Source organism: Bacillus sp. CH_48, from assembly GCF_038008465.1.
Taxonomy (GTDB): domain Bacteria; phylum Bacillota; class Bacilli; order Bacillales; family Bacillaceae_G; genus Bacillus_A; species Bacillus_A thuringiensis_S.
On the sequence record NZ_JBBOZF010000001.1, the window covers coordinates 1995536 to 2020571 of the forward strand.

Here is a 25036-nt window from a genome sequence, read left to right on the forward strand (position 1 = left end):
ATACGCAGCATGCATCATGATGAGAAGAACAAAATTGGTTTAACAGTAGCACTTTCTATCGTAGTAGGAACGATTATCGGGTCTGGTGTATTTATGAAACCAGGAAGCGTATTAGATTACTCAGGGAGTTCTAATATGGCCATTCTTGCTTGGGTAATTGGTGGTCTGTTGACGTTAGCGAGTGGTTTAACAGTAGCCGAAATTGGAGCGCAAATCCCGAAAAATGGTGGGTTGTATACGTATTTAGAGGAGATTTACGGAAGTTTTTGGGGATATTTATCAGGCTGGATGCAAACAATTGTTTATGGACCAGCTATTATCGGAACATTAGGTTTATACTTTAGTTCTTTAATGATTAATTTTTTCTATTTAGATAAAGTGTGGAATTTACCAATCGCAATCGGAACAGTTGTGTTCCTTGGCTTTGTAAATAGTATGGGAACAAAATACGGAGGTATCGTTCAAACAATCACGACAATTGGGAAAATGATTCCGATTGTATTAATTGTCGTGTTAGGTTTTTGGAAAGGAAACAGTGATATTTTTAACGTAGTAGTGCCGATATCAGAAAATCAAAGTATCGGTATGGCAATTTTAGCAACGTTATTTGCTTATGACGGCTGGATTTTACTTGCTTCGATTGGTGGAGAAATGAAGAATCCAACAAAGTTATTACCGAAAGCAATGACAGTGGGGATTTTAATCGTAACTGCTGCTTACGTATTAATTAACTTGGCGTTATTAAATGTATTACCAGCAGCAAAAATTGTAGACCTTGGAGAAAATGCAACAGCGACAGCTGCTGGTATGTTACTTGGAGAATATGGTGGGAAAATTATTAGTATCGGTATTATCGTTTCTATTTTCGGTTGTTTAAATGGAAAGATTTTAACGTTCCCACGTATTCCAATGTCTATGGCAGAACGTGGACAACTTCCATTTGCTAAGTTTATTGCAAAGGAAAGTCCGAGATTTAAAACACCAGCAAATGCGATTACTGTTGAAATCATTTTAGGAATTATTTTAATGATTATTAGTGATCCAAATAAGCTATCTGAGATTTCCGTATTCATTATTTATATTTTCTATGTAATGACGTTTATTGGTGTCTTCATTTTAAGGAAACGTAATAAGAATAAAGAGCGTGCATATAGTGTACCGTTATTCCCAATCGTACCAATCGTTGCGATTTTAGGTTCGTTCTTTGTAATCGGTAGTGCGATTATTAATGATCCGGTAAGTTGTTTCTTATCAATTGGAATTGTCTTTACGGGACTTCCGGTGTATTGGTACTTGAATAAGAAGAAAGAAACAGAATGATGGAAGGGTAGGCGTATAATACGCCTACCTTTTTTACTGTAAAAAAATTGTACTTGCGTCCACTTTCTATTTTGGTTACTATAGTCGTAGTAACCAAAATAGAAAGCGTGGGGAAAGACTTGAATTTTCGTGTTTATATTTTAGCTATCGCGGCTTTCGTAGTCGGAACGGTTGAGCTAATTATAGGAGGAACGCTCGATTTAGTTGCCAATGATTTAGGAGTATCTATTAGCGCAGCTGGTCAGCTTATAACAATATTTTCGGTAGTATTTGCTTTGTCAGGTCCAGTTTTATTAGCTTTGACAGGGAAGTTTGAAAGAAAAACATTGTATGTTGGAGCATTATCGATTTTCTTAATCGGAAATATTATTTCGGCATTTAGTGTGAATTACGGAATGCTAATGTTCTCAAGGGTTATTTGTGCGGCGAGTGGTTCATTAATTATTGCACTATCGGTAACACTTGCTTCTAGTGTAGTAGAACCGCATTTTCGTGCGCGTGCAATTGGAATCATTTTTATGGGAATTAGTGGATCACTTGTACTTGGAGTACCGCTCGGTCTTGTACTCGGAAATGCATACGGATGGCGTGCGCCATTTGTATTGATTTCAGTATTAACAGTTATGGCAATTGCTTGTATTTCATTGTTCTTAACGAAAGTACCACCGACATCGGTATTATCAATAAAAGAACAACTTGCTACTTTAAAAGATAAAAAAATTGTAAGTGCACAGTTAACATCATTTTTGTTTTTAACGGGGCATTTAACATTGTATGCATATTTAACACCGTTTTTAAAAGATGTTATGCATGTTGAAGCAAATTGGATTAGTGTGTTTTACTTCATTTTCGGAATCGCAGCAGTAATCGGCGGTGGATTCGGTGGATGGCTTGCTGATAAATGGGGATCGAAGAAAAGTATTATCTCGATTATTATCGTATTTGCATGTGCAATCTTCATGTTGCCATTAATGACATTCTCATTCCCACTCTTCATCATTATGATGGGACTTTGGAGTATGCTGAGCTGGGCGATTTCACCAGCACAGCAAAATTATTTAATTGAAATTGCACCGGAATCAGCTGGTATCCAGCAAGGTTTAAATAACTCTGCGCTTCATTTAGGAATTGCACTCGGTTCAACAGTAGGCGGAGTTGTTATTGAAAAATCATCTGTTATATATAACGCTTGGGTAGGCGGTGGCTTTATTATATTAGCACTGCTTTGCGCGATTTTCTCGATTACGAGAGGACGCTCTACTCAGTTTGCGAAAGGAGAATCTATCGTTTGATAGGTTCTTTTTTTATTTGTAAAAAATTGCAGGTTTTAGTAGGGAAATGGAGAAAGGGTGTATAGCGAGGTGAGGTATATGTATACGAATTTTTCAATTATTGGTCTTCTAATTTCAATGCTCCCTTTGTTTCTTATTATTCTTGCACTTAGATGGGTTCGTTTCATCTATAAAAATTCAGAGAAACAGGTAGAGCAAAATGAGAAAATCATTGAGCTGTTGATGGAGATAAAGGAACAAAACGAAAAGGAGTCTAAGTGAAAAACTAGACTCCTGTTTATTATTTAATTAGTATCTTAACTTCATCAACAAACTCTTAATTTCCTCATCTTCCATAAAGAGATCATGGTGTTTTTGAGTAATCTTTGCAAGTGCAACGTCGTGATAGAAAAATTCTGTAAAGAACTTTACGAAAGGTTGTGACATTGTTTTCATCGCTTGCCATGACTCTTGTTCTACGCCAGCAAATAAAATTTCACGATCGTCAACGATGAGTAGCAAGTAGCGCTCTAATGCATTAGGCTCTTCAGCTGGGATTAGAAAATGCATGTTTTCTAAGTCTGTTTCTACTTCTCCAACAATAAGGGATTCAATTTGAACACCTTGTTTTGCTTTTTGTTCTAGTAAAGGAAGATATTCTAAAAGAGTATCATTCCAAGCTGAAATACGGATTGATTCTTTTGCACTTTCAATGAGTTCTTTACTTTGAACTCGAATAGAAGATTGCATCTTTAAGCTCCAAACACGGTCATCTGTAAATGATTTTTTTGATATATTTGTTTCCAGTTCCTTAATATTTGATTGAAATTCTGTCGTTAATTTTTCAATTGCTAGCTTTAGTGGTAATGCTGTATACAATTTTTTCTTTTCTGAAACAGAATCCATTACCATTCCTTTATCGATTAGGCGTGCTAGTACTTCATATATTTTTGCTTTTGGAACACCTGAATGCTTCACAATTGTTGTAGCATCTAATGGTTCATTGCTTGATACGACAACTTCATAAGCTTGGCTTTCATATTGTGAGAAACCGAATTTTTGTAACATAGTTCCCTCCGAACGAATGAGATTATATTTTAAGGATAATGAACTATTTGTTTTTGCACAAGTGGTAGTCCGTTTTCTAATTGTATTAAGGTGAGAATTAATTTCAATTTTTTAATTTTATCTATTATACTTAATATAATGATTAATAATATTTCAATTTAATGCGAAGGGGATGCTGGGGGGAAGATGTTAAGAAGTTTACGTTTAAAAATTGCGGTAGTGTTTTCAGTACTTATTTCTATGATGTTCGTAATATTGGGTACAGCTGTGTATCAATTACAGAAAGAAAAGGAAGTGCGTTCCTTAGACGAGTATTCTCAAAATGCGATGGATCTTGTGACAGAGCAACTTACGACATTTGTTCAAAGAACGGATGAAGATATGGGGTATTACGCGAACAGTGAGATGATTCGTAATATGCTTCAAGGTGGGGTTACTCCAGAAGAGGAAGCGTTTTTAACGAAAGAGTTTGCGGAGTATAAAAAGAATCATCCTGGTATTTTAGATTTATATATTGGTACGAAAGATAAAAAAACATTAAGTGCCAATCTTGCTGAAGGTGGGCAAGTGCCAGAAGGATATGATCCAACGACAAGACCATGGTATAAAGATTCAGAGGCTGATGTAAAAAAGGTCCATTGGGGACAACCTTCTTATGAAATTGCAACAGGAAAGTTAAGTGTAGGTGTTTCTAAAGCAATTACAGCTCAAGATGGATCTGTATTAGGCGTTGTTGCGATGGATGTATCGCTTGGGACGATTCAGAAGTTGCTTCACAATATTCAATATAATAATGACGGAGAAATGTTTATTATAAATGATAAAAATATGGCTCTTGTTTATCCAGAAAAGATAGGGAAAGATGTTTCTAAAGAGCCACTTATAAAGAGCTTAAATAAAGAGGTAACAAAATATGCGGTCACTACAATAAAAGGTGAAGATGTAGTTGTTTATAGTCAATCATTTGATACGATGAAATGGACGATAGGAATCTTTTATCCGAAAGAAACGATCGATGGGCTATTAAATAGTACGAGAAATACAGTCATTATGATGGCGTGTATTAGTTTATTAGTTGGAATCGTAGCTTCCTACTTGTTCTCAAGAAGATTAGCAAGACCACTGCAATTATTAAAGAATCACGTTCAAAAAGTAGCAGAAGGGGATTTAACGCTGCGAATGAAGGTGACAAGTAAAGATGAAGTTGGAGAGTTGACGAAGCACTTTAATGATATGGTTGAACAAATGAATGAAATGGTAAGTAAAATTAAAAACAGCGTATCAACAGTGCAACAATCAACGAATAGTTTACATTATTTAACGAACGAAACAGTAGCGGCTAGTAGAGAAGTTTCCGGAGCAATGGATGATGTGAGCGGGGGAGCTTCTACTCTTGCGAATAGTGTGGATGAAGTTTCAGCTCAGCTCGAGAATATGGCAGAGTCAGTGGAACAAATGAATAGCTCCGTTGGTGAAATAAAAGGAGTGACTGGCAAAGCGGAAGAGGCATCTAAGCAAGGATTAAATACAATGAGGAACTTAGTCCGTACGAGGGGACAATCATCTTCGATTGTTGTTCATACAGAAGAAGCATCGGATAAGTTAGAACAAAGAGTTGGATCGATTCAAAATGTTGTTGAGCTTATAAAAGGTATTTCGGATCAAACAAATTTACTTGCTTTAAATGCCTCGATTGAAGCTGCCCGTGCAGGTGAGCAAGGTAAGGGATTTGCGGTTGTTGCTGAAGAGGTTCGGAAATTAGCGGAACAATCAAAAGAGGCAACAGGAGAAATCACAACGATGATTGGTGATGTGCAATTAGAAGTAAAAAGGGTTGTAGAAGTTGTAAGTAAATTGAAAGACATTGCAGATGTGCAAAATAAAGTGACGACAGAGGCAGAAATGGAGTTCCGCACAATTATGTCAGTTGTAAATACGATTAGTACTTCAGTTGAAAAAATTGTAGAAGAGGTACATAACATAGGTTACGAGCAAGGAGAAATTACAGCGGTAATGCATACAATTGCTGGTACGAGTCAAGAAAGTGCAGCTGTTTCTGAAGAGGTACATGCTGCAACGGAATCACAGGTTAATCATCTAGAAAAGGTAGCCCACACGATGGAAAGTTTGACAGAGCATATGAAAGATTTAGAAAGATTAGTTGAGCAGTTTAAAGTGGAAGAGTAACATATTAGTAAAATGATGAGGATTTCGGTAAAATAGACAATGGATATATAAGAAGCGATTATAGGAGGAAGACTACTATGGCAATTGTTGACGTATCGATTATTCCGGTAGGAACAGGTAATCCAAGTGTTAGTGAATATGTAGCAGAAGTACAAAAGGTGCTAGAGAAAAATGCGGATCGCGTGAAGTATCAATTAACACCGATGAATACAATTATTGAAGGAGATCTTCCTGTCATTCTAGAAGTAATTCAACAAATGCATGAAGTTCCATATACGAAAGGTGCACAGCGTGTTGCAACAACGATTCGTATTGATGATCGTCGTGATAAAGTAAGCACAATGGAGAAAAAATTAAACTCTGTCCGATCAAAATTATAAGAAAAAGCAGCGATCTTCGCTGCTTTTTTCATATAGGAGGTAAATAAAATGAGTGAAAAGTTTAACGAGCAGTTTGACGGTTTACTAGAGAAATACACTGAGCTGTTACTTGGCGAGAGTAATGAAGAGCGAAAAGAACAGGTAAAGAAGTGGGCACTTTATTCTTACATAGCGAAGACGATGCCAGCTTTAGTGAAGCATTGGAATGAAACTTATCCAGATGCGAAAGAAGAGATGGTACAGTTAATTACGGATATTAAAAGGCTGAATGAGGAGAAGCGAAATGAGAATTAAAAAACTTAGGTGATGCTACTTTAAGTTTTTCTTATTAATATCCTTATATAATTTACATGGAATATTAAGGGTTTTATAGGCATGTCGAATATTTTCGGTATGCCTATTTTTGCCCTAGTAAACCCGTTTTTTCTAAATGTCGAAAAATATTCCCTTCATATTTGCATGCGAGAATATAGGTTTTTAAATGTTTTTATAGTATTTTATAAATTATCTAAATAATTATTTGTATCCAATAATTTTAAACAGTGATATAATTTTGAAGAGGGGTAAAAAACAGATAAATTACAGTCATAGGGGTGAATTACATGGAACAATTAATGCGAAATTCGTTTCTTTTCTTATCTAAAAATAAAGCGCTAACAAAACTGGCTAAAAAGTACGGTTTACGCTTTGGTGCAGGTCGCTTCGTCGCAGGGGAGACGATTGAATTAGCGACAGCTGCCATTCAGGCATTAAATAAGCAAGGTCTTTGTGTAACAATCGATTATTTAGGTGAATTCGTTGATAATGAAGCGGAAGCAAATGAAATGGCTAACCAATCGATTGAAGCGATCCGTGCAATTGGAAGAGAAGGTCTTGATTCGCAGCTTTCTTTAAAGATGACTTCTATGGGATTAGATATCTCTGATGAAATCGTAATGAACAATATGCGCCGTATTTTAGAAGCTGCAAAAGAAAATGGTGTGTTCGTTACCATTGATATGGAAGACTATACACGCTGTGGTAAAACAATTGATATCTTTAAACAATTAAAATCTGAATACGATAATATTGGTACTGTTATTCAAGCTTACCTATATCGTACAGAAAAAGATATTGAAGATTTAAATGCTTATAATCCTAATTTACGTCTTGTAAAAGGTGCTTATAAAGAACCTGAAGAAGTGGCGTTCCCGGATAAGAAAGATGTAGATGACAATTATAAAAAAATTATTAAAATGCACTTATTAAATGGAAATTATACTGCAATTGCTTCACATGATGAAGCGATTATTGAATATACAAAAAAACTTGCTGAAGAACACAACATTCCAAGGGATCAATTTGAATTCCAAATGTTATATGGAATTCGTAATGAGCGTCAACTTGAGCTAGTAAAAGAAGGTTACAAAATGCGTGTTTACGTACCTTATGGAAACGACTGGTATGGCTACTTCATGCGTCGTCTAGCAGAGCGTCCAGCAAACGTTGCGTTCGTATTAAAAGGTATGGTTAAAAAATAACCAAGGAGAAAATACTCCTTGGTTATTTTAATTGCTGAAATGCATAATGTGCCATTTTCTTCGTATCAGGATATAGTTGCGCGCGAGTAGAAGATAATACGACGTTAATGACGCGTTTACCGTCTTTTTCATCGACTGTTACGACTGTATATTTGCCAAGTGCTGATAGACCACTTTTACTTCCAATCGCATATGGATCGTCATATAGTTCTTCTCGTCCATAGTTTGCGATGTTTGGAGAGCGTTCTGAAGTATGTAGAGTTGTACGTGTTGAATTCATATATTCTAAAACAACTGGATACTTTAATGCTTCTTTCGTAATAATAGCAATGTCATATGGTGATACTTTATTCCCAATTGCATCAGCACCACTTGCATTCTTGAAAGTCGCATGCTTTGTACCAAGTTCCTTCGCTCTAGCATTCATCATCTTCACAAATTCATTTTTTGATCCTGCGATATGTTCTGCAATTGATTCAGCTATTGGATCTGCACTAATGATAAGCATAAGTTTTAATGCCTCATCACGCTTTAATTTTTCCCCAGCACGAAGTTTAATTTTCTTACTTTGACTTTCTGTTTTAATTGCGTTTTCTGTAACTGTAATTTCTTCATCTTCTTTTACATTCTCTAGTAAAAGAAGGGTTGTCATCATTTTGGCTATACTAGCCGGATAAGAACGTTCGTCTTCGCGTTTCCCATACAAAATTTCACCTGTGTCTGCATCGATTGTAACGCCATATTGCCCAGTAATCTTAGGTTGATCAGCTCTTACAGCTTGTTGCCTCTGTGCATAAGAGAAGAAAATCATCCCTGTAAATAGTGTAGCAATCATTACAATCATAACTATTGTTCGTTTCATCATCGTTCCCTCTTTTGTTTTCCATATGTACAAATAAATTGGGCAGAAAAAGCAGCCATTAATCATTATGCCACGTTCTCTGCCCAAAAATATAGCGTTATTTTTCGCCCATATTATGCTTCTTATATTGTTGATTATTACCTTGGCGTCCTTTTTCAACACCGTGATTATGCGGACCTGCATTTCCAGTTACACTAGCTGCACTAATTCCAGCCTTTGAAGGGTTCTTCTTAAGTTTTGCCATATATATTCCTCCAGTTTCGTCAGATTATAAAAAGGAAAAGTGCATTTAAACAAAGAAAATACACATGTATAGCATAGCCAAATGAAAGAAAAATATTTATTTCAGAAAATTTTATCAATAAATATATTGCGAAAATTTAAACAGTATCATATATTTATTAGTAGAGGCTCACTCATTGATTGCGACTTATGTCGAAAAATTGAATGAGCATTCATTCAAGAATAGGGGGAGAATTGGATGTTCCAAATTAAAAAGGCTGCTGTTCTAGGTTCAGGCGTAATGGGTTCAGGGATTGCGGCACACTTAGCTAATATTGGTATTCCGACATTATTGCTTGATATTGTACCACCTGCGCTAACAAAAGAAGAGGAAGCGAAGGGACTTACATTAGAACATAAAAGTGTGAGAAATCGTTTTAGTAATACGGCTGTGCAAAAATTATTAAAGCAAAAACCAGCTCCTCTGACAGTGAAAGGAAATTTAGCACTGATTGAAGCAGGTAACTTAGAAGATGATCTTGAGCGTCTAGCTGATGTAGATTGGATTATTGAAGTAGTAGTTGAAAACTTAGATATTAAAAAGAAATTATTTGAAAAAGTAGACGCTGTTCGTAAACCGGGTTCTATTGTAAGCTCGAATACGTCAGGCATCTCAGTTGAAAAAATGGCAGAAGGTCGTTCAGACGACTTCCAGAAACACTTCTTAGGCACACACTTTTTTAACCCACCACGATATTTAAAACTTCTAGAGGTAATACCGACGAAAGAAACAGATCCACAAGTATTAAGCTTCATGAAACTATTTGGCGAAGACGTTCTTGGAAAAGGCGTTGTTATCGCAAAAGACACACCAAACTTTATTGGAAACCGCATCGGTACGTACGGTTTATTAGTAACTCTTCAAGAGATGATAAAACGCGGCTATAGCATTGGGGAAGTTGATTCTGTAACAGGCCCACTTATTGGTCGTCCGAAGAGCGCGACGTTCCGTACATTAGATGTTGTCGGTTTAGATACATTCGTACACGTTGCAAATAACGTATATGAAAACGTACAAGAAGAAGAGCGTGATGTATTTAAAGTACCAGCTTTCATGCATGACATGCTTGAGAAAAAATGGCTTGGAAGTAAAACGGGTCAAGGCTTCTTCTTAAAACAAGGAAAAGAAATTTTAGAATTAAATCCTGAAACGATGGAATACGAAGCGCGTAAAAAATTAAAAGCTGCATCCGTAGAGTTAAGTAAACAAGAAAAAGGATTAGCGAATAAATTGAAAGCGCTTGTATACGCGAAAGACCGTGCAGGAGAGTTGTTATGGAACATCATTACACCAACTCTTTTATACTCTGCAAAACTTCATAAAGAGATTGCTGACGATATCGTTGCAATTGACCAAGCGATGAAGTGGGGCTTCGGCTGGGAGCAAGGGCCATTTGAAGTGTGGGATGCAATTGGTGTTGAAAAATCTGTTCAAAAGATGGAAGAAAACGGCGTAGTTGTTCCTACTTGGGTGAAAGAAATGTTAGAGAAAGGTTTCACTACTTTCCACAAACATGATAACGGAGATAGCTACTATTACGATAATGGCGAATATAAGCGAATCGAACGTAATAAAAAGGCAATTTCTCTTAAGCAATTAAAAGCGAAAAATGGCGTATTAAAGAAAAATAGCGGAGCGAGCTTAATTGATTTAGGTGACGGTATCCTTTGCTTAGAATTCCATTCGAAGAGCAATGCAATTGGTATGGATATTACGCAAATGATTAACTACGCTGTTGATGAAGTAGAAAAGAATTATAAAGGTCTTGTTATCGGTAACCAATCGAAGAACTTCTGCGTTGGTGCGAACCTAGCAATGATCTTAATGGAAGCACAAGACGACAATTACTTTGAAATTGAGTTGGTTGTGAAAAACTTCCAAGATGCAATGACGAAAATTAAGTACTCTTCTAAGCCAGTTGTAGCAGCACCATACGGTATGACGCTTGGCGGAGGTACAGAAGTTTGCTTACCAGCAGCTAGCATTCAAGCTTCTAGTGAAACGTATATGGGCTTAGTAGAAGTTGGTGTTGGTTTAATTCCTGGCGGAGGCGGTAATAAAGAGCTATACATTAAACACTTAAATAAAATGCCAAACGGTGTAGAGTTTGACCTGCAAAAAGTTGCGAATAAAGTGTTCGAATCTGTAGCGATGGCGAAAGTTTCTACATCAGCACAAGAAGCTGTATCGAACAACTTCTTAGGCGATAAAGACGGTATTAGTGTGAATGGTGATCACTTACTATATGATGCGAAACAAAAAGCACTTGCTTTATATGAAGCTGGCTATAAAGCGCCGATTCGTAAAAAGATACCAGTTGTTGGTGAAACAGGATATGCAACTCTTGTACTTGGTGCAGAAGCAATGCATTTATCAGGTTACATTTCTGAACATGATCTTCACATTGCGAAGAAACTTGCATATGTCATCGCGGGCGGAAAAGTACCGTACGGAACAGAAGTTGATGAGCAGTATTTATTAGATGTAGAACGTGAAGCATTTATTAGCTTAGTAAGTGAGATGAAATCACAAGCAAGAATGCAGCACATGCTTGTAAAAGGAAAGCCATTACGTAACTAATAACGAGGGGAGATATCGTTCATGAGAGAAGCTGTCATTGTTGCGGGAGCAAGAACACCAATTGGAAAAGCAAAGAGGGGTTCATTAAAAACAGTTCGTCCTGACGATCTAGGGGCATTAGTAGTAAAGGAAACGTTAAAGCGTGCGAATTATGAAGGACCAATCGATGATTTAATTTTCGGTTGTGCGATGCCAGAAGCAGAGCAAGGTTTAAATATGGCTCGTAATATCGGCGGATTAGCAGGACTTTCTTACGATGTTCCAGCTATTACGATTAACCGCTACTGTTCTTCAGGTTTACAAAGTATCGCTTACGGAGCAGAGCGTATTATGCTTGGTCACTCTGAAGCTGTATTATCAGGCGGGGCAGAATCAATGAGTTTAGTTCCAATGATGGGACACGTTGTTCGTCCGAATAGTCGCCTTGTAGAAGCAGCTCCAGAATATTATATGGGTATGGGACATACAGCAGAGCAAGTTGCTGTGAAATATGGAATTTCTCGTGAAGAGCAAGATGCATTTGCAGTAAGAAGTCATCAACGCGCTGCGAAAGCATTAGCGGCAGGTAACTTCGCTGATGAAACAGTATCTGTAGATGTGACGTTACGTACTGTTGGATCAAACAATAAACTGCAAGAAGAAACAATCATTTTCGCACAAGACGAAGGTGTGAGAGCAGAAACGTCGCTAGACATTTTAGGTAAATTACGTCCAGCATTTAACGTTCGCGGTTCTGTAACAGCTGGTAACTCTTCACAAATGAGTGACGGTGCAGCATCTGTACTATTAATGGATCGTGAAAAAGCGGTGAGCGATGGCATGAAGCCGCTTGCGAAATTCCGTTCATTTGCAGTAGCTGGCGTACCACCAGAAGTAATGGGAATCGGCCCAATCGCTGCAATTCCAAAAGCATTAAAACTAGCTGGCTTAGAGCTATCTGATATTGGCTTATTCGAACTAAATGAAGCATTCGCTTCTCAATCAATTCAAGTTATTCGTGAACTTGGTTTAGATGAAGAAAAAGTAAACGTAAACGGTGGTGCAATCGCACTTGGACATCCACTTGGCTGTACAGGAGCAAAACTAACACTATCTCTTATTCACGAAATGAAACGCCGCAACGAACAATTCGGTATCGTAACAATGTGTATCGGCGGCGGAATGGGAGCAGCGGGAGTATTTGAATTACTTTAAAAAGTGCAGGTGGCTCGTTTAGAACAGGAGGGGGATGGAGCTTCAGACGTAGAGGCGCTCTTTACCTCGTAGGAAGAAGCGAAGCCACCGAACATTCTAGCCACTGGAACTGGATTATAAAAAAAGTGCAGGTGGCTCGCTCAGAACAGGAGGGCGTTGGAAGCCCTGACGAAGAGGCGCTTTTTGCCTCACAGGAAGGGGTGAAACGACCGACTGTTCTAGCCACTGGAACTGGATTATAAAAAAAGTGCAAGCGGTTCGCTCAGAACGAGACGACGCTAAAGCAAAGAATGGAAGCAACCAAGGTTTATAAAAAATAAAATTGAGAGCCAGCTTCTTTCAAAAAGAGAGAAGCGGCTCATGAAAATATGAAGGAGGAAATTTTCATGGAAAAAACAGTAGGAAATGCGGTTAAAGGCGGTAGCTTTTTAGTTGATGAGATTACGATTGATCAAGTGTTTACGCCAGAAGATTTTTCATCTGAGCATAAAATGATTGCAAAAACGACAGAGGACTTTATCGTAAATGAAGTTCTTCCAGAGCTTGAATATTTAGAACAACATGAGTTTGATCGTTCTGTTCGTCTTTTAAAAGAAGCTGGGGAGCTTGGTTTATTAGGCGCTGACGTACCAGAAGAGTACGGCGGGATTGGTCTTGATAAAGTAAGCTCAGCGTTAATCGCAGAGAAATTCTCTCGCGCTGGCGGCTTTGCAATTACTCACGGTGCTCACGTAGGTATCGGATCGTTACCAATCGTATTATTCGGTAACGAAGAGCAAAAGAAAAAGTATTTACCATTACTTGCAACTGGTGAGAAATTAGCTGCATACGCATTAACAGAGCCAGGTTCAGGATCTGACGCATTAGGTGCAAAAACAACTGCACGTTTAAATGCAGAAGGTACACATTATGTATTAAATGGTGAAAAACAATGGATTACAAACTCTGCATTCGCTGACGTATTTATCGTGTATGCAAAAATTGATGGAGAGCACTTCTCAGCATTTATCGTAGAGAAAGAATATGCTGGCGTATCTACAAGCCCAGAAGAAAAGAAAATGGGTATTAAATGTTCTTCAACTCGTACGTTAATTTTAGAAGATGCATTAGTACCAAAAGAAAACTTACTTGGTGAAATCGGTAAAGGTCATATTATCGCTTTCAACATTTTAAATATCGGCCGTTATAAATTAGGTGTTGGTACAGTTGGATCTGCGAAACGTGCAGTAGAAATTTCAGCACAATATGCAAACCAACGTCAACAGTTCAAGCAACCAATCGCTCGCTTCCCATTAATTCAAGAGAAACTTGCGAATATGGCAGCAAAAACATATGCAGCTGAAAGCTCTGTATATCGTACAGTAGGTTTATTCGAAAGCCGCATGAGCACATTATCTGAAGAAGAAGTAAAAGACGGTAAAGCAGTAGCAGCTTCTATCGCTGAATATGCAATCGAGTGCTCTTTAAATAAAGTATTCGGTTCTGAAGTACTAGATTATACAGTAGATGAAGGTGTTCAAATTCACGGTGGTTACGGATTTATGGCAGAGTACGAGATTGAAAGAATGTACCGCGATTCTCGTATTAACCGTATTTTCGAAGGAACGAATGAAATTAACCGCCTAATCGTACCAGGTACGTTCTTACGTAAAGCGATGAAAGGTGAATTACCACTTCTTCAAAAAGCACAAAAATTACAAGAAGAGTTAATGATGATGATGCCAGAAGAAGTAGGCGATGAGCCATTAGCACTTCAAAAGTATTTAGTAACTAATGCGAAGAAAATTGGTTTAATGGTAGCTGGATTAGCGGCTCAAAAATACGGTAAAGCATTAGATAAAGAGCAAGAAATTCTTGTGAATATCGCTGACATCGTAAGTAACCTATATGCAATGGAATCAGCTGTTCTTCGTACAGAAAAAGCAATTAAAACAACTGGTCTTGAAAAGAATAAACAAAAAGTGTTATACACTGAAGTATTCTGCCAAGAAGCATTCAACGAAATCGAAGCAGATGCGAAAGAAACACTTATCGCAGTTGAAAACGGCGACATGCTGCGCATGATGTTATCATCATTACGTAAATTAACTCGCCACACACCACTTAACGTAATTCCGAAGAAACGTGAAATTGCTGCGAAAATTTTAGAAGATGAGCGTTATACAGTTTAATAGATGAAAGAGAACCAGTAGCCGATTGGCTACTGGTTTTTTATTGCTGAATTCTTGAATAAAGCTGTTTTACATATGTATGTGTAAACAGCTCTTTTTTATGGAGGTAAAGAAGATGAAGGTAATAAGTGTAGGAACAGTTCATCAAATCGCATTTTTACCGCGTCTATTTCCAATTAACTGTTACTTCGTTGAAGAAGAGACAGGATTAACTTTAATTGATGCGGCTTTACCGTTTTGTGCAAAGAAGATTTTACAATCAGCTCGGAAAATAGGAAAACCGATTACGAATATCGTTATTACACATGCGCATGATGACCATGTAGGAGCGCTTGATGTTATAAAACAAGTGCTGCCGGATGTTCCGGTCTATATTTCAAAAAGAGATGCATGTTTACTTGAAGGAGATAAGGTACTGCAAGAGGGAGAACGAAATACATCAATAAAAGTGGGAGTGTCAAAACAGATAAATACGATTCCAGATATTCTTCTTCAAGAGGGAGATAAAGTTGGTTCTCTTGTAGCGATTGGAGCTCCAGGTCATACACCGGGATCAATGGCGTTTTTAGACACAAGAAATGATGCACTCATTGTTGGAGATGCATTTCAAACGAGAGGAGGATTAGCGGTAGCAGGACAGTTGAAGTGGCTTTTCCCGTTTCCTATGTTTGGTACGTGGGATGCAGAAGTTTCATTAGCAAGCGCGCAGAAATTGCTGGAGTATAAGCCGTCTTTATTGGCGACAGGACATGGGAAAATGATTGAAAATCCGTTAATACAAATGCAACGGGCGATTGAAGAAGCGGAAAGGAATTTAAGTAGAAAGAGCCTCTAATCGTTTAGAGGCTCTTTTTAGTTAAATGATTATTTAGCAGACTTTTTAATGAATACGATTTGAAAAAAACAGAATACTAAAGAAGAATGAAAGAAGAAAGGTAGGAGTATTCCATGCAAAATTTAACAGAGCTTGAAGTAGAAAACTTACGTCATTTAATTGGTGGACACGCAACAATTATTAACAAGTTGGAGCAGTATGCACAGACGTGTACAGATCCACAACTGAAACAAATGCTACAAAAAGATGCGCAAGATGCAAGAAATACGAAACAGCAATTAATGACTTTCCTAGGATAGGAGGAAGTAAAAGATGAATGAAAAAGATATGGTAAATGATTATTTAGCAGGATTAAATGCAAGTTTAACAAGTTATGCAAATTATATTGCTCAGTCTGATAATGAACAGTTACATCAAACGTTAATCCAAATTCGTAATCAAGATGAAATGCGTCAACGTAATATGTATGAGTACGCAAAGCAAAAGAGTTATTATAAACCAGCAGCACCTGCGAATCCGATGATTGTGCAGCAATTGAAAAGTCAGTTAAGTGCAGAATAATAGGATGAAAAAACGAGCGAAAATGAATTCGCTCGTTTTATTTTTTGTATGTCAATAAATACATAATAAATATTTTTCCAGTTGTAACAAATATGACGAAAATGGAATATAACAATTCACAAAAAGGACAAAAACTTTGTTCAATATTTCACAAAGTATCCATGGTTTCTATCGTGGGAACCTCTATAATTAAGAATGTAAAGAACAAAAGAAATAGATTATATGATCAATTAGGAGAGATTGCTATGAAAAGACATACAAGAAAAATTGCAATTATCGGTACTGGATTAGTTGGATCAAGTTGTGCGTATTCCATTGTAAATCAAGGGATTTGCGAAGAGCTATTATTAATTGATATAAATCATGAACGTGCAGTTGGGGAAGCAATGGATTTATCACATTGCATTAACTTTACAAATACAAGAACAAAAGTATATGCAGGAAGCTATGAAGACTGCAAAGATATGGACATTGTCATTATTACAGCAGGACCAGCACCAAAACCAGGGCAAAGTCGCTTAGATACTTTAGGAGCGAGTGCGAAGATTATGGAAAGTGTTGTTGGTGGCGTAATGGAAAGTGGATTTGATGGTATTTTCTTACTTGCATCGAACCCAGTTGATATTATTACATATGAAGTTTGGAAATTATCTGGATTACCTAGAAATCGCGTAATCGGTACTGGTACATCACTAGATTCTTCTCGCTTAAGAACAATTTTATCTGAAATGCTACATGTAGACCCTCGTAGTATTCATGGGTATTCATTAGGAGAACATGGTGATTCTCAAATGGTTGCTTGGTCTCACGTAACTGTTGGTGGAAAGCCAATTCTGCAAATTTTAGAAGAACAAAAAGAACGATTTGGTGAAATAGATTTAGATGAAATCGTTGAGAAGACTGCAAAAGCCGGATGGGAAATTTATAAACGTAAAGGAACTACTTATTACGGAATCGGAAATTCTCTAGCATATATTGCAAGCTCAATCTTTAATGATGATCACCGTGTCATTGCTGTATCAGCCATTTTAGATGGTGAGTATGGTGAATATGATATTTGTACAGGAGTACCAGCTATTATTACTAGAGACGGTATAAGAGAAGTTGTAGAACTCAATTTAACAGAGGATGAAGAATCTCGATTCGCAAAATCAAACGATATTTTACGTGATTATATGAAAACAATTGGTTACTAACTTATAGAAGAAGGTGAAACAAATGAAGGAATATATAATGTCTCGTGTATTTAAAGCATCTGCTGGAATCGCACAAGGTATTTTCGTATCCCTCGGAATTGGTTTACTGATCGAAAATATAGGAAGAATTGTTGATATACCATTACTTATTACAATCGGAGTTGTTGCAAAATCACTTATGGCACCAGCAATTGGTGCCGGAATTGCTTTTATGCTCGGTGCAAATGGCCTTGTAATCTTCTCGGCTATGGTGGCTGGAGCAATTGGTGCCGGATCCATTTCAATTACTGAAGCAGGTCTAATTATTAAAACAGGTGAGCCAATCGGTGCTTTATTAACAGCAACTTTAGCTGTATATATTGGTAAACGTTTAAGCGGAAAAACTGCGTTAGATATGATGCTCGTTCCATTTGCGGCAATATTAGGTTCTGGTTTAGTAGGTATTTGGTTATCTCATAATATTACTCCTGTTTTAAATGCAGTTGGAGCGTTCATTAAAGATAGCTCAGCTGGTAGCCCGTTTATCGCTTCTATCGTCATTGCAGTAGTTTGGGGACTATTACTTATCTCTCCAGCTTCATCAGCTGCGTTAGCGATTGCACTTAGTTTAGACGGTGTTGCAGGTGGTGCAGCTCTTGCCGGATGCGTTGCTCAGTTTATCGGATTCTCTGTCATCTCAGCGAAAGAAAACAATTTAGGTGGCATATTAGCTCAAGCTCTTTGTACTCCGAAAGTACAGTTGCCAAATATCACTAAAAACCCAATGATTCTCGTCCCAACTGTCGTCGCCAGTGCTATAGTCGGTCCGGTATCCGCATTAATTTTCCAACTGGAAGCAGGAAAAGAAATTGCAGGTCTTGGATTAAGTTCTCTTATCGCACCAATTAATTTAATTTCCAGCGAAGGATGGGAAGTTCTCCCGGCGATGGTAATTACTTATATCGTCATTCCAGTAGCTGTTTCTTATATACTTTACATTGCTCTTAAAAAAGCAGGTCGTATTCATTCTGGTGATATGACTGTACCGCAATCTTAAATTGAAAATCTCCTTAATAATAGATAAAAGCAGACTGAGAAGCCACAGTCTGCTTTTTTGTCATGTTACATTCTATGATTTTGTTTTACTGGAACTCTTATTGATTCTTTTGCTAATAAGAGCTGAACTCCGAAGTATAGTATGCTTGCAAGTGTCATTCCAGAAACGGCATCTAAAAAGGCATGCTGCTTCGTAAATAGCGTTGATAAAATAATAAGTGTACCGAAGAAAGTAAGGATGTAATATTCAAAAGCATGTTGTTCTCTACGCTTAAAGGCAGCTAACATAATTACAAATGTAGTAAGAACGTGAATGCTAGGGAAACAGTTTACCGGTTGATCGATACTATAAATATAGCGAACTAGTTCAGAAAATACATCTGTTCCAACGACAGTCGGACGCGGTACAGTTGTTTGCCAAAAATAATAAATAGAAAAACAAGCAAGCTTTCCAAAAATAACACTACTTAAAGTGACATAATATTGCTTTCGGTCAGCGAAGCAGTAATAAATAAGTGCGCCGTATAAGTATGGAAACCAAAGTAAATAAGGAATAATAAATGCTTTTACAAATGGAATCCAATCATCTACTACAGTTGTAACGTCTACTGCGTGAACAGTCGATTTATTTAATACGTCGTAAAGGGGACTTACGAGTACGAGTAGAAGTATATAACTTAACGGAAGAAAAGATGAAAGTTTAAATTTCTTCATGTTGATCTCCTATGTTTAGTAATGTAAGTAAATTCAATTGATTATAATATAGAAACGTGAATTGGGCTATCGATTTTACTTACATTTTCTTGAATTAACCTTACGTTTTTGTCACTTGACTAAAAAGAAGGGTGAGGGTGCTAAATGAAGCGTTTATCATATTTTTTAGTTTTTATATTGTTATGCCTAGTAGGTGCTGGGTGTGCAAAGAATAACGAAGGAGAAAAATTAGAATATAACGGAAGAGCACTCGTAATTGGAGTTGTTGGAGAAAAGCCGAAAGATACGTTTAGGAATGTAAAGTTTGAGGAAATGAAGTTAGAGGCACTGGAAAAGAAATCTAAGGAAGTGGATGGTTTTCTAATAATGAAAGATCACTTTCAAGAAGCCTCAACAGAGCAGTATAAAAATGTATTTTCATCGCTAAAGAAACCAGTATTTTTTATCGGTTTACAAGATAAATTATATTCAATTTTTATTACAAAAGGGATAGAGTATAACAGTGCACGAAAAGATGTAAATGCGATGTATACGCAAGGTTTTGCGAATATCGGAAGTGGTGAAGGGCAACAATGGGCAATTGGTTTATCAAATGGTGGAAACACAGAAGAAAGTATTCATAATATGTATATCGTAGTATTTCAAACAATTGCAGATTATTTGAATAGATGATGAAGGAGCCTGCAAAAGAGGCTTCTTATTTTTTTAAATAAACGTTTGTTTAAGCTGTATGTTCGGTAGGAAGAAACCGATGTAACTTAAGGGTTAAGAAAGAAAAATGGAGAATTAATCAAACGTTTGTTTAAGCTGTATGTTCGGTAGAAAGAAACTCATGTAGTTCAAAGGTTAACGAAGAAAAATGGAGAATTAATCAAACGCTTGTTTAAGATATATGTTTGGTGCAGAATCTAAAAAATTTATATATTTATTTTTTTCTTAACAAATGGCGGAAAAATAAGAAAAATTCGCAGGATTATTAAAAATTATCACGAAATAAGTAAAAGTTTAGCGAATAATGGTTTGAAATAATAAAACGTTTTCTATATGATAAAGGTAAAGGTTAGTAAAAAAGTAGGTGAATTTATGACAGTAACATTTTATTCATATCCAAAGTGTGGCACATGTCAAAAGGCAAAGAAATGGTTTGAGGCAAACGATGTAGCATATGAGATGATTCATATTGTTGAAAATCCACCATCAAAAGAAGATTTACGTAATTTACATGAAAAAAGTGAATTACCATTAAAAAAATTCTTTAATACAAGTGGAATGCGTTACCGTGAACTTGGTCTGAAAGATAAGTTGAAAGATGCAAGCGAAGACGAAATGTATGAGCTTTTAGCATCTGATGGCATGTTGATTAAACGTCCAATTGTAACAGATGGAACGAATGTAACACTTGGTTTTAACGAAGAGCAGTTTGAAAGTGTGTGGAAAAAGTACCAATAAGGTATTTTTACATAATTAATACATTCACTGGAGGTACAGTCATGAGCATTCCAAATAATTTACGTTACTCTGAAGAACACGAATGGGTAAAAACTGAAGGTAATGAAGTTGTTATCGGTATCACTCACTTTGCACAAGGTGAGCTAGGCGATATCGTATTCGTTGAACTTCCTGAAGTAGGTGCAACAATCGAAGCTGACGAGCCATTCGGAAGCGTAGAATCTGTTAAAACAGTTTCTGAGTTATACGCACCTGTAAGCGGTAAAGTTGTAGCAGTAAACGAAGAATTAAGTGACCAACCAGAACTTGTTAACGAATCTCCATACGAGGGTGCATGGATGGTTAAAGTTGAACTTTCTGATGCAAGCCAAGTTGAGAAGTTATTAACTGCAGAAAAATATGCAGAAATGACAAACCAAGACTAATTATAGTCGACTAAAGGACAGCCTTTGTGCTGTCCTTTTTTATTTTATGTAAAATAATGAATGTAGAATCATATACTAATTATCGTGTAGGAGAACGTTTTTTGAAAAAAATTTTCGTTTAATCTTTATGCAGGTTTAGCCGTTTTTGCTTTTCGTTGTCTAGCTCCAGCGACTAGATTGTTCGGTGGCTTCGCTTCTTCCTACAAGGCAAAAAGCGCCTCTACGTCAGAAGCTCCATCCCCCTCACAATCTAAACGAGCCGCTTCCGCTTTTCATTGTCCATCTCCAGCGGCTAGATTGTTCGGTGGCTTCGCTTCTTCCTACAAGGCAAAAAGCGCCTTTACGTCAGAAGCTCCATCCCCCCTCACAATCTGAACGAGCCGCTTGCGCTTTTCATTGTCCATCTCCAGCGGCTAAAACAGTCGGTCATTTCACTCCTTCACTTGAGGCAAAAGGCGCCTCTAGTTCAGGAGTTCCAATGCCCTCCTGTTCTGAACGAGCCGCTTGCGCTTTTCATTGTCTAGCTCCACCTCCTAGCCCTTCATGTCTAAGAACCTTCCGCACGAGAAGACAAAAAGCGTCTTCTGTACGGAAGAACCTTAGCCAACAGGGCTAAACAGTCGGTTTCGCTTTTCTTTTGCAAAAATAAACAGGAAACAACATGAAAATAACGAATATACTATATACTAAGTTCAAGGTTATATAGTATATGGTGATCGGGTGATGACATATGATTTATGTAGAAAAAGTCATTATTGTAGAAGGTACATCAGATAGAAGAAAGATTGAATCTATTATTCGTGAACCGGTGGAAATTGTTTGTACAAATGGTACAATTGGTTTATCGAAAATGGATGAGCTCGTTGATCAGTTTTTTGATAAGGAAGTGTATGTGCTAGTAGATGCTGATGATGCTGGAGAAAAGTTAAGGAAACAATTTCGAAAAGAATTTCCGCAAGCCGAGCATATCTATATTGATCGCTCGTACCGAGAAGTGGCAACTGCGCCATCTACACACTTAGCAAATGTATTATGGGGAGCCGACATTGACGTTTATACAGAATATTTACGGTAAGGAATGATAGAAGTGATTGATTGGACAGGAGCCGAAGCTACATCCCTAATAGAGAACGAAGAAAAAACAGTGTTATATGTATATACTCCAATGTGTGGAACATGCCAATTAGCAAAAAAGATGTTAACAGTCGTTGAGATGACAATTGAAGAGTTGAAAATTGGGATGTTAGATTTAAATTATGCTCCACATTTAGCAAAAGAGTATGGGATTGAAAGTGTACCTTGTTTACTTGTTTTTGAAAATGGGACACTGATGAAGAAGATATACGCATTTCATTCGGTTGAATATTTATATACGGAATTAAAGTAGGCGGCAAAATTTTTGCCGCCTCGACATATTTCTTGGGAAATATGTCGAGATGCAGGATGGATACAGTATTTGTCGAGCGAAAATAACAGGATTGCTCTTTAGTGAGAGGGAATGGTATGTAATAGAAAGTGATATGAAGGATGTGATTTAGGGTGAGATTATATTCTTTGCTTCAATCATTTGTAAATTACGCTAATGGTCAATATCATTTAGAGCCGCTTTTAAGACGAGAGGAAAAAACTGTTAATTTTCGTTTGGGAGATGAAAGTTGTTCGTTACAAATTTCAAGAGATTATATAGAGCTGGTACATGAGGAAAGAGGAACGGAACAAATCATTTGCTTAGACGAAAAGGATATAGAACAATTGGTTAATGGAAATGTACGATTGCAAATGTTAATGAACGATGGACGTGTACAATATTCGGGAACGTATCGAACGATGCTATTAGTCGAATCGATGTTTCATATATGTAAACCGATGTCAGTAGGTGCTTAAAATTCTGAAGGTTCATTTTTTGCGAAAATTTCTGTTGACATGGTGTTTGGATATTGATACAATTCAATTCATAAAATATAGACAATTTCATAAATTACAAATCAGACGAAAATTGAATCTGATTTCTCTTATCAAGAGAGGTGGAGGGACTGTGCCCTGTGAAGCCCGGCAACCGTCAACTTATGTTGAAATGGTGCCAATTCCTGCAAAGCAAATGCTTTGAGAGATGAGAGAGAGGGATAATGTTGTTATATACGCACATAAACCTTTCTGCTTCTCTAAAGCAGAAAGGTTTTTTTATTGTTTGAATGTGGAGGACATTCAAACAATAAAAGTAGTGATAACGGTGGACTACACGCATTAAACATAAAAAATTGCGGAGTCGACCTAAACAAAAAAAGGGGTGATACATCATGATTCTATTAGAGAATGTAAAGAAAATATATAAAGCAAAAAGCGGTGATGTCACTGCTGTAGATAACGCCAATTTAAAAATAGAAAAAGGCGAAATATTTGGTGTTATCGGATATAGCGGCGCTGGGAAAAGTTCTTTAATTAGATTGTTTAACCAGTTAGAAAAACCGACTTCTGGACAAATTACAATTGCGAATCGTGTTATATCAACAATTACAGGAAGTGAACTTCGTAAGGCAAGGCAAGAAATCGGAATGATTTTTCAACACTTCAACTTACTTTGGTCACGAACTGTACGTGAAAATATTGAGTTTCCACTTGAAATTGCAGGTGTTGATAAAGCGAAGAGAAGAAAACGTGTTGATGAATTAATTCATCTTGTCGGATTAGAAGGAAGAGGAGACGCATACCCATCTCAGCTAAGCGGAGGACAAAAGCAACGCGTTGGGATTGCAAGAGCATTAGCTAACAATCCACAAGTACTTTTATGTGATGAAGCAACGTCAGCTCTTGATCCAGAAACGACAGATCAAATTTTGGATTTACTATTAGACATTAATAAGCGCCTTGGTTTAACGATTGTACTGATTACACATGAGATGCACGTGATTCGAAAGATTTGTAATCGTGTGGCGGTAATGGAGAGAGGAAAGATTGTAGAAACGGGTCCAGTACTTGATGTATTCCGTAATCCGAAGCAAGATATTACAAAACGATTTGTACAGCAGTTAACAGATTCTGAAGATACAAATGAAACGATTGAAAGTTTAATTGAAAAATATCCAGATGGAAAAGTAATTCGTTTGCAATTTATCGGTGAGGCTGTAGAAAGACCAGTGCTTCAACGATTGATGCAACGCAGTGATATAGAAGTTAGCATTTTGCAAGGAAATATCGCACAAACGAATAACGGTTCTTACGGTAGTTTAGTTGTTCATTTAAATGGTGAGGAAACAGCGATCCAGCAAGCAATAGAAGGAATTCATCAAGATCAAGTAGAGCTGGAGGTGATTGCACATGGATAAGTTACTCGCAAATGTTGATTGGAATCAAATGTTAGAAGCAACGGGTGAAACGTTATATATGACGGCAATCGCAGCTCTTGCGACATTTGTTTTAGGACTAATTTTAGGATTGTTACTCTTCATGACAGCAAAAGATAATTTATGGGAAAACAAATCAATTAATACGGTGATTGGAGCATTTGTAAATATATTCCGTTCTATACCGTTCATCATTTTAATTATTTTATTAATCCCATTCACAAAGATTCTTCTTGGAACAATTCTTGGAGCAAGTGCAGCGCTGCCGGCTTTAATTATTGGAGCGGCACCATTCTACGCGAGAATGGTTGAAATCGCACTTCGCGAAATTGATAAAGGTGTAATTGAAGCTTCAAAAGCAATGGGAGCAAAAACAAGCACAATTATTTTGAAAGTGTTAATTCCAGAATCGTTACCAGCATTAGTATCTGGTATTACGGTTACGACAATTGCTTTAGTAGGATATACAGCAATGGCGGGAGTTGTTGGTGCTGGTGGCCTTGGAACACTTGCTTACTTAGAAGGATTCCAAAGAGGAAATAACGATGTAACAATCGTTGCGACAATTTGTGTATTACTAGTTGTATTTTTAATTCAGTGGATTGGTGATAGTTTAACGACTCGAATAGATAAACGATAATAAA

The 25036-nt window shown here is 37.1% G+C and carries 27 protein-coding genes and 1 riboswitch; of the genes, 23 read left to right on the forward strand and 4 right to left on the reverse strand.

All coding sequences use genetic code 11. The features are described 5' to 3' along the window. Positions 1-9: 9 nt before the first annotated feature. The 3 genes from N2V92_RS09795 (at position 10) to N2V92_RS09805 (ending at position 2873) form a co-directional block, all read left to right on the forward strand. Positions 10-1320 carry an APC family permease gene (locus N2V92_RS09795; RefSeq protein ID WP_000546306.1) on the forward strand — a complete coding sequence of 437 codons (1311 nt, stop codon included), beginning with the start codon at positions 10-12 and terminating at the stop codon, positions 1318-1320. Between the two features lie 107 nt (positions 1321-1427). Then, positions 1428-2612: an MFS transporter gene (locus N2V92_RS09800; protein WP_074790675.1), complete on the forward strand. Its 1185-nt coding sequence runs from the start codon at positions 1428-1430 to the stop codon at positions 2610-2612. 78 nt (positions 2613-2690) lie between these two features. After that, entirely contained in the window at positions 2691-2873 is a 183-nt protein-coding gene (locus tag N2V92_RS09805; RefSeq protein WP_000288473.1) for a hypothetical protein, read from the forward strand. Between the two features lie 27 nt (positions 2874-2900). On the opposite strand, the gene N2V92_RS09810 is transcribed toward N2V92_RS09805, so the two are convergent. Beyond that, a complete protein-coding gene (locus N2V92_RS09810) occupies positions 2901-3659 on the reverse strand; it encodes a TrmB family transcriptional regulator (RefSeq protein ID WP_000939479.1) in 759 nt (252 codons plus the stop codon). A gap of 186 nt (positions 3660-3845) precedes the next feature. Between N2V92_RS09810 and N2V92_RS09815 the strand changes: the two genes are divergently transcribed. From N2V92_RS09815 to N2V92_RS09830, 4 genes are all read left to right on the forward strand, one after another. Next, positions 3846-5846 (forward strand): methyl-accepting chemotaxis protein, encoded by a 2001-nt coding sequence (locus tag N2V92_RS09815; RefSeq protein ID WP_000946369.1) that lies wholly within the window; start codon positions 3846-3848, stop codon positions 5844-5846. A gap of 77 nt (positions 5847-5923) precedes the next feature. Then, the gene (locus tag N2V92_RS09820; protein ID WP_001018860.1) at positions 5924-6226 is read left to right on the forward strand and encodes an MTH1187 family thiamine-binding protein; all 303 of its coding nucleotides are present in this window, start codon (positions 5924-5926) and stop codon (positions 6224-6226) included. 48 nt (positions 6227-6274) lie between these two features. After that, positions 6275-6520, forward strand: coding sequence for a YusU family protein (locus N2V92_RS09825; protein WP_001290589.1), 246 nt, complete (start codon positions 6275-6277; stop codon positions 6518-6520). Positions 6521-6828: 308 nt separating this feature from the next. Continuing rightward, positions 6829-7746 (forward strand): proline dehydrogenase family protein, encoded by a 918-nt coding sequence (locus tag N2V92_RS09830; RefSeq protein ID WP_000436780.1) that lies wholly within the window; start codon positions 6829-6831, stop codon positions 7744-7746. Between the two features lie 22 nt (positions 7747-7768). Here the strand turns inward: N2V92_RS09830 and N2V92_RS09835 are convergent, their stop codons facing one another. Both N2V92_RS09835 and N2V92_RS09840 read right to left on the reverse strand, forming a co-directional pair. Beyond that, a complete protein-coding gene (locus tag N2V92_RS09835) occupies positions 7769-8608 on the reverse strand; it encodes a D-alanyl-D-alanine carboxypeptidase family protein (RefSeq protein WP_000831456.1) in 840 nt (279 codons plus the stop codon). A 97-nt stretch (positions 8609-8705) separates the two neighbouring features. Beyond that, positions 8706-8852 carry a YuzL family protein gene (locus N2V92_RS09840; protein ID WP_001096344.1) on the reverse strand — a complete coding sequence of 49 codons (147 nt, stop codon included), beginning with the start codon at positions 8850-8852 and terminating at the stop codon, positions 8706-8708. 237 nt (positions 8853-9089) lie between these two features. Here N2V92_RS09840 and N2V92_RS09845 point away from each other — a divergent pair, with 237 nt between their 5' ends. The 8 genes from N2V92_RS09845 to N2V92_RS09880 all read left to right on the forward strand — a co-directional run bounded on the left by N2V92_RS09845 (position 9090) and on the right by N2V92_RS09880 (position 18464). After that, positions 9090-11471, forward strand: a complete 2382-nt coding sequence (locus N2V92_RS09845; protein WP_016078142.1) for a 3-hydroxyacyl-CoA dehydrogenase/enoyl-CoA hydratase family protein — start codon at positions 9090-9092, stop codon at positions 11469-11471. A gap of 21 nt (positions 11472-11492) precedes the next feature. Then, positions 11493-12665, forward strand: a complete 1173-nt coding sequence (locus N2V92_RS09850) for an acetyl-CoA C-acetyltransferase (RefSeq protein WP_001206339.1) — start codon at positions 11493-11495, stop codon at positions 12663-12665. 386 nt (positions 12666-13051) lie between these two features. Then, a complete protein-coding gene (locus tag N2V92_RS09855) occupies positions 13052-14836 on the forward strand; it encodes an acyl-CoA dehydrogenase family protein (RefSeq protein ID WP_000416287.1) in 1785 nt (594 codons plus the stop codon). Between the two features lie 115 nt (positions 14837-14951). Continuing rightward, positions 14952-15671 (forward strand): MBL fold metallo-hydrolase, encoded by a 720-nt coding sequence (locus N2V92_RS09860; RefSeq protein ID WP_000864826.1) that lies wholly within the window; start codon positions 14952-14954, stop codon positions 15669-15671. A gap of 113 nt (positions 15672-15784) precedes the next feature. After that, positions 15785-15970, forward strand: coding sequence for a hypothetical protein (locus tag N2V92_RS09865; protein ID WP_001180555.1), 186 nt, complete (start codon positions 15785-15787; stop codon positions 15968-15970). 13 nt (positions 15971-15983) lie between these two features. Further along, positions 15984-16232: a spore coat protein gene (locus N2V92_RS09870; RefSeq protein ID WP_001002987.1), complete on the forward strand. Its 249-nt coding sequence runs from the start codon at positions 15984-15986 to the stop codon at positions 16230-16232. 245 nt (positions 16233-16477) lie between these two features. Next, positions 16478-17428 carry an L-lactate dehydrogenase gene (locus N2V92_RS09875; protein ID WP_000820650.1) on the forward strand — a complete coding sequence of 317 codons (951 nt, stop codon included), beginning with the start codon at positions 16478-16480 and terminating at the stop codon, positions 17426-17428. A 22-nt stretch (positions 17429-17450) separates the two neighbouring features. Beyond that, positions 17451-18464: a PTS transporter subunit IIC gene (locus N2V92_RS09880; protein ID WP_000666168.1), complete on the forward strand. Its 1014-nt coding sequence runs from the start codon at positions 17451-17453 to the stop codon at positions 18462-18464. A 65-nt stretch (positions 18465-18529) separates the two neighbouring features. Here the strand turns inward: N2V92_RS09880 and N2V92_RS09885 are convergent, their stop codons facing one another. Then, positions 18530-19177, reverse strand: coding sequence for a phosphatase PAP2 family protein (locus N2V92_RS09885; RefSeq protein WP_016078141.1), 648 nt, complete (start codon positions 19175-19177; stop codon positions 18530-18532). A gap of 144 nt (positions 19178-19321) precedes the next feature. Here N2V92_RS09885 and N2V92_RS09890 point away from each other — a divergent pair, with 144 nt between their 5' ends. The 8 genes from N2V92_RS09890 to N2V92_RS09925 all read left to right on the forward strand — a co-directional run bounded on the left by N2V92_RS09890 (position 19322) and on the right by N2V92_RS09925 (position 25032). After that, positions 19322-19849 carry a lipoprotein gene (locus N2V92_RS09890; RefSeq protein WP_016078140.1) on the forward strand — a complete coding sequence of 176 codons (528 nt, stop codon included), beginning with the start codon at positions 19322-19324 and terminating at the stop codon, positions 19847-19849. A 411-nt stretch (positions 19850-20260) separates the two neighbouring features. Further along, positions 20261-20626 carry an arsenate reductase family protein gene (locus tag N2V92_RS09895; RefSeq protein WP_000218968.1) on the forward strand — a complete coding sequence of 122 codons (366 nt, stop codon included), beginning with the start codon at positions 20261-20263 and terminating at the stop codon, positions 20624-20626. Positions 20627-20667: 41 nt separating this feature from the next. Continuing rightward, positions 20668-21051, forward strand: a complete 384-nt coding sequence (gene gcvH, locus N2V92_RS09900) for a glycine cleavage system protein GcvH (RefSeq protein WP_000026896.1) — start codon at positions 20668-20670, stop codon at positions 21049-21051. Positions 21052-21781: 730 nt separating this feature from the next. Beyond that, positions 21782-22126 carry a toprim domain-containing protein gene (locus tag N2V92_RS09905; protein ID WP_000640870.1) on the forward strand — a complete coding sequence of 115 codons (345 nt, stop codon included), beginning with the start codon at positions 21782-21784 and terminating at the stop codon, positions 22124-22126. A 3-nt stretch (positions 22127-22129) separates the two neighbouring features. After that, positions 22130-22438, forward strand: a complete 309-nt coding sequence (locus tag N2V92_RS09910; RefSeq protein ID WP_003280640.1) for a thioredoxin family protein — start codon at positions 22130-22132, stop codon at positions 22436-22438. Between the two features lie 152 nt (positions 22439-22590). Next, the gene (locus tag N2V92_RS09915) at positions 22591-22935 is read left to right on the forward strand and encodes a hypothetical protein (protein WP_001242143.1); all 345 of its coding nucleotides are present in this window, start codon (positions 22591-22593) and stop codon (positions 22933-22935) included. A 125-nt stretch (positions 22936-23060) separates the two neighbouring features. Beyond that, positions 23061-23168, forward strand: a riboswitch (SAM riboswitch). A gap of 180 nt (positions 23169-23348) precedes the next feature. Continuing rightward, on the forward strand, positions 23349-24374 hold the full coding sequence (locus tag N2V92_RS09920) for a methionine ABC transporter ATP-binding protein (RefSeq protein ID WP_016078139.1): 1026 nt from the start codon (positions 23349-23351) through the stop codon (positions 24372-24374). Continuing rightward, positions 24367-25032 (forward strand): methionine ABC transporter permease, encoded by a 666-nt coding sequence (locus tag N2V92_RS09925; RefSeq protein WP_000359401.1) that lies wholly within the window; start codon positions 24367-24369, stop codon positions 25030-25032. Before N2V92_RS09920 ends, N2V92_RS09925 begins: the two co-directional genes overlap by 8 nt. The last annotated feature ends 4 nt before the right edge of the window (positions 25033-25036 follow it).

Bases quoted from the DNA above. Each gene is read 5' to 3' on its own strand.
- N2V92_RS09795 (WP_000546306.1), top strand. From the start codon at position 10: ATGCATCATGATGAGAAGAACAAAATTGGTTTAACAGTAGCACTTTCT.
- N2V92_RS09805 (WP_000288473.1), top strand. From the start codon at position 2,691: ATGTATACGAATTTTTCAATTATTGGTCTTCTAATTTCAATGCTCCCT.
- N2V92_RS09810 (WP_000939479.1), bottom strand. From the start codon at position 3,659: ATGTTACAAAAATTCGGTTTCTCACAATATGAAAGCCAAGCTTATGAA.
- N2V92_RS09815 (WP_000946369.1), top strand. From the start codon at position 3,846: ATGTTAAGAAGTTTACGTTTAAAAATTGCGGTAGTGTTTTCAGTACTT.
- N2V92_RS09820 (WP_001018860.1), top strand. From the start codon at position 5,924: ATGGCAATTGTTGACGTATCGATTATTCCGGTAGGAACAGGTAATCCA.
- N2V92_RS09825 (WP_001290589.1), top strand. From the start codon at position 6,275: ATGAGTGAAAAGTTTAACGAGCAGTTTGACGGTTTACTAGAGAAATAC.
- N2V92_RS09830 (WP_000436780.1), top strand. From the start codon at position 6,829: ATGGAACAATTAATGCGAAATTCGTTTCTTTTCTTATCTAAAAATAAA.
- N2V92_RS09835 (WP_000831456.1), bottom strand. From the start codon at position 8,608: ATGAAACGAACAATAGTTATGATTGTAATGATTGCTACACTATTTACA.
- N2V92_RS09840 (WP_001096344.1), bottom strand. From the start codon at position 8,852: ATGGCAAAACTTAAGAAGAACCCTTCAAAGGCTGGAATTAGTGCAGCT.
- N2V92_RS09845 (WP_016078142.1), top strand. From the start codon at position 9,090: ATGTTCCAAATTAAAAAGGCTGCTGTTCTAGGTTCAGGCGTAATGGGT.
- N2V92_RS09850 (WP_001206339.1), top strand. From the start codon at position 11,493: ATGAGAGAAGCTGTCATTGTTGCGGGAGCAAGAACACCAATTGGAAAA.
- N2V92_RS09855 (WP_000416287.1), top strand. From the start codon at position 13,052: ATGGAAAAAACAGTAGGAAATGCGGTTAAAGGCGGTAGCTTTTTAGTT.
- N2V92_RS09860 (WP_000864826.1), top strand. From the start codon at position 14,952: ATGAAGGTAATAAGTGTAGGAACAGTTCATCAAATCGCATTTTTACCG.
- N2V92_RS09865 (WP_001180555.1), top strand. From the start codon at position 15,785: ATGCAAAATTTAACAGAGCTTGAAGTAGAAAACTTACGTCATTTAATT.
- N2V92_RS09870 (WP_001002987.1), top strand. From the start codon at position 15,984: ATGAATGAAAAAGATATGGTAAATGATTATTTAGCAGGATTAAATGCA.
- N2V92_RS09875 (WP_000820650.1), top strand. From the start codon at position 16,478: ATGAAAAGACATACAAGAAAAATTGCAATTATCGGTACTGGATTAGTT.
- N2V92_RS09880 (WP_000666168.1), top strand. From the start codon at position 17,451: ATGAAGGAATATATAATGTCTCGTGTATTTAAAGCATCTGCTGGAATC.
- N2V92_RS09885 (WP_016078141.1), bottom strand. From the start codon at position 19,177: ATGAAGAAATTTAAACTTTCATCTTTTCTTCCGTTAAGTTATATACTT.
- N2V92_RS09890 (WP_016078140.1), top strand. From the start codon at position 19,322: ATGAAGCGTTTATCATATTTTTTAGTTTTTATATTGTTATGCCTAGTA.
- N2V92_RS09895 (WP_000218968.1), top strand. From the start codon at position 20,261: ATGACAGTAACATTTTATTCATATCCAAAGTGTGGCACATGTCAAAAG.
- gcvH (WP_000026896.1), top strand. From the start codon at position 20,668: ATGAGCATTCCAAATAATTTACGTTACTCTGAAGAACACGAATGGGTA.
- N2V92_RS09905 (WP_000640870.1), top strand. From the start codon at position 21,782: ATGATTTATGTAGAAAAAGTCATTATTGTAGAAGGTACATCAGATAGA.
- N2V92_RS09910 (WP_003280640.1), top strand. From the start codon at position 22,130: ATGATAGAAGTGATTGATTGGACAGGAGCCGAAGCTACATCCCTAATA.
- N2V92_RS09920 (WP_016078139.1), top strand. From the start codon at position 23,349: ATGATTCTATTAGAGAATGTAAAGAAAATATATAAAGCAAAAAGCGGT.
- N2V92_RS09925 (WP_000359401.1), top strand. From the start codon at position 24,367: ATGGATAAGTTACTCGCAAATGTTGATTGGAATCAAATGTTAGAAGCA.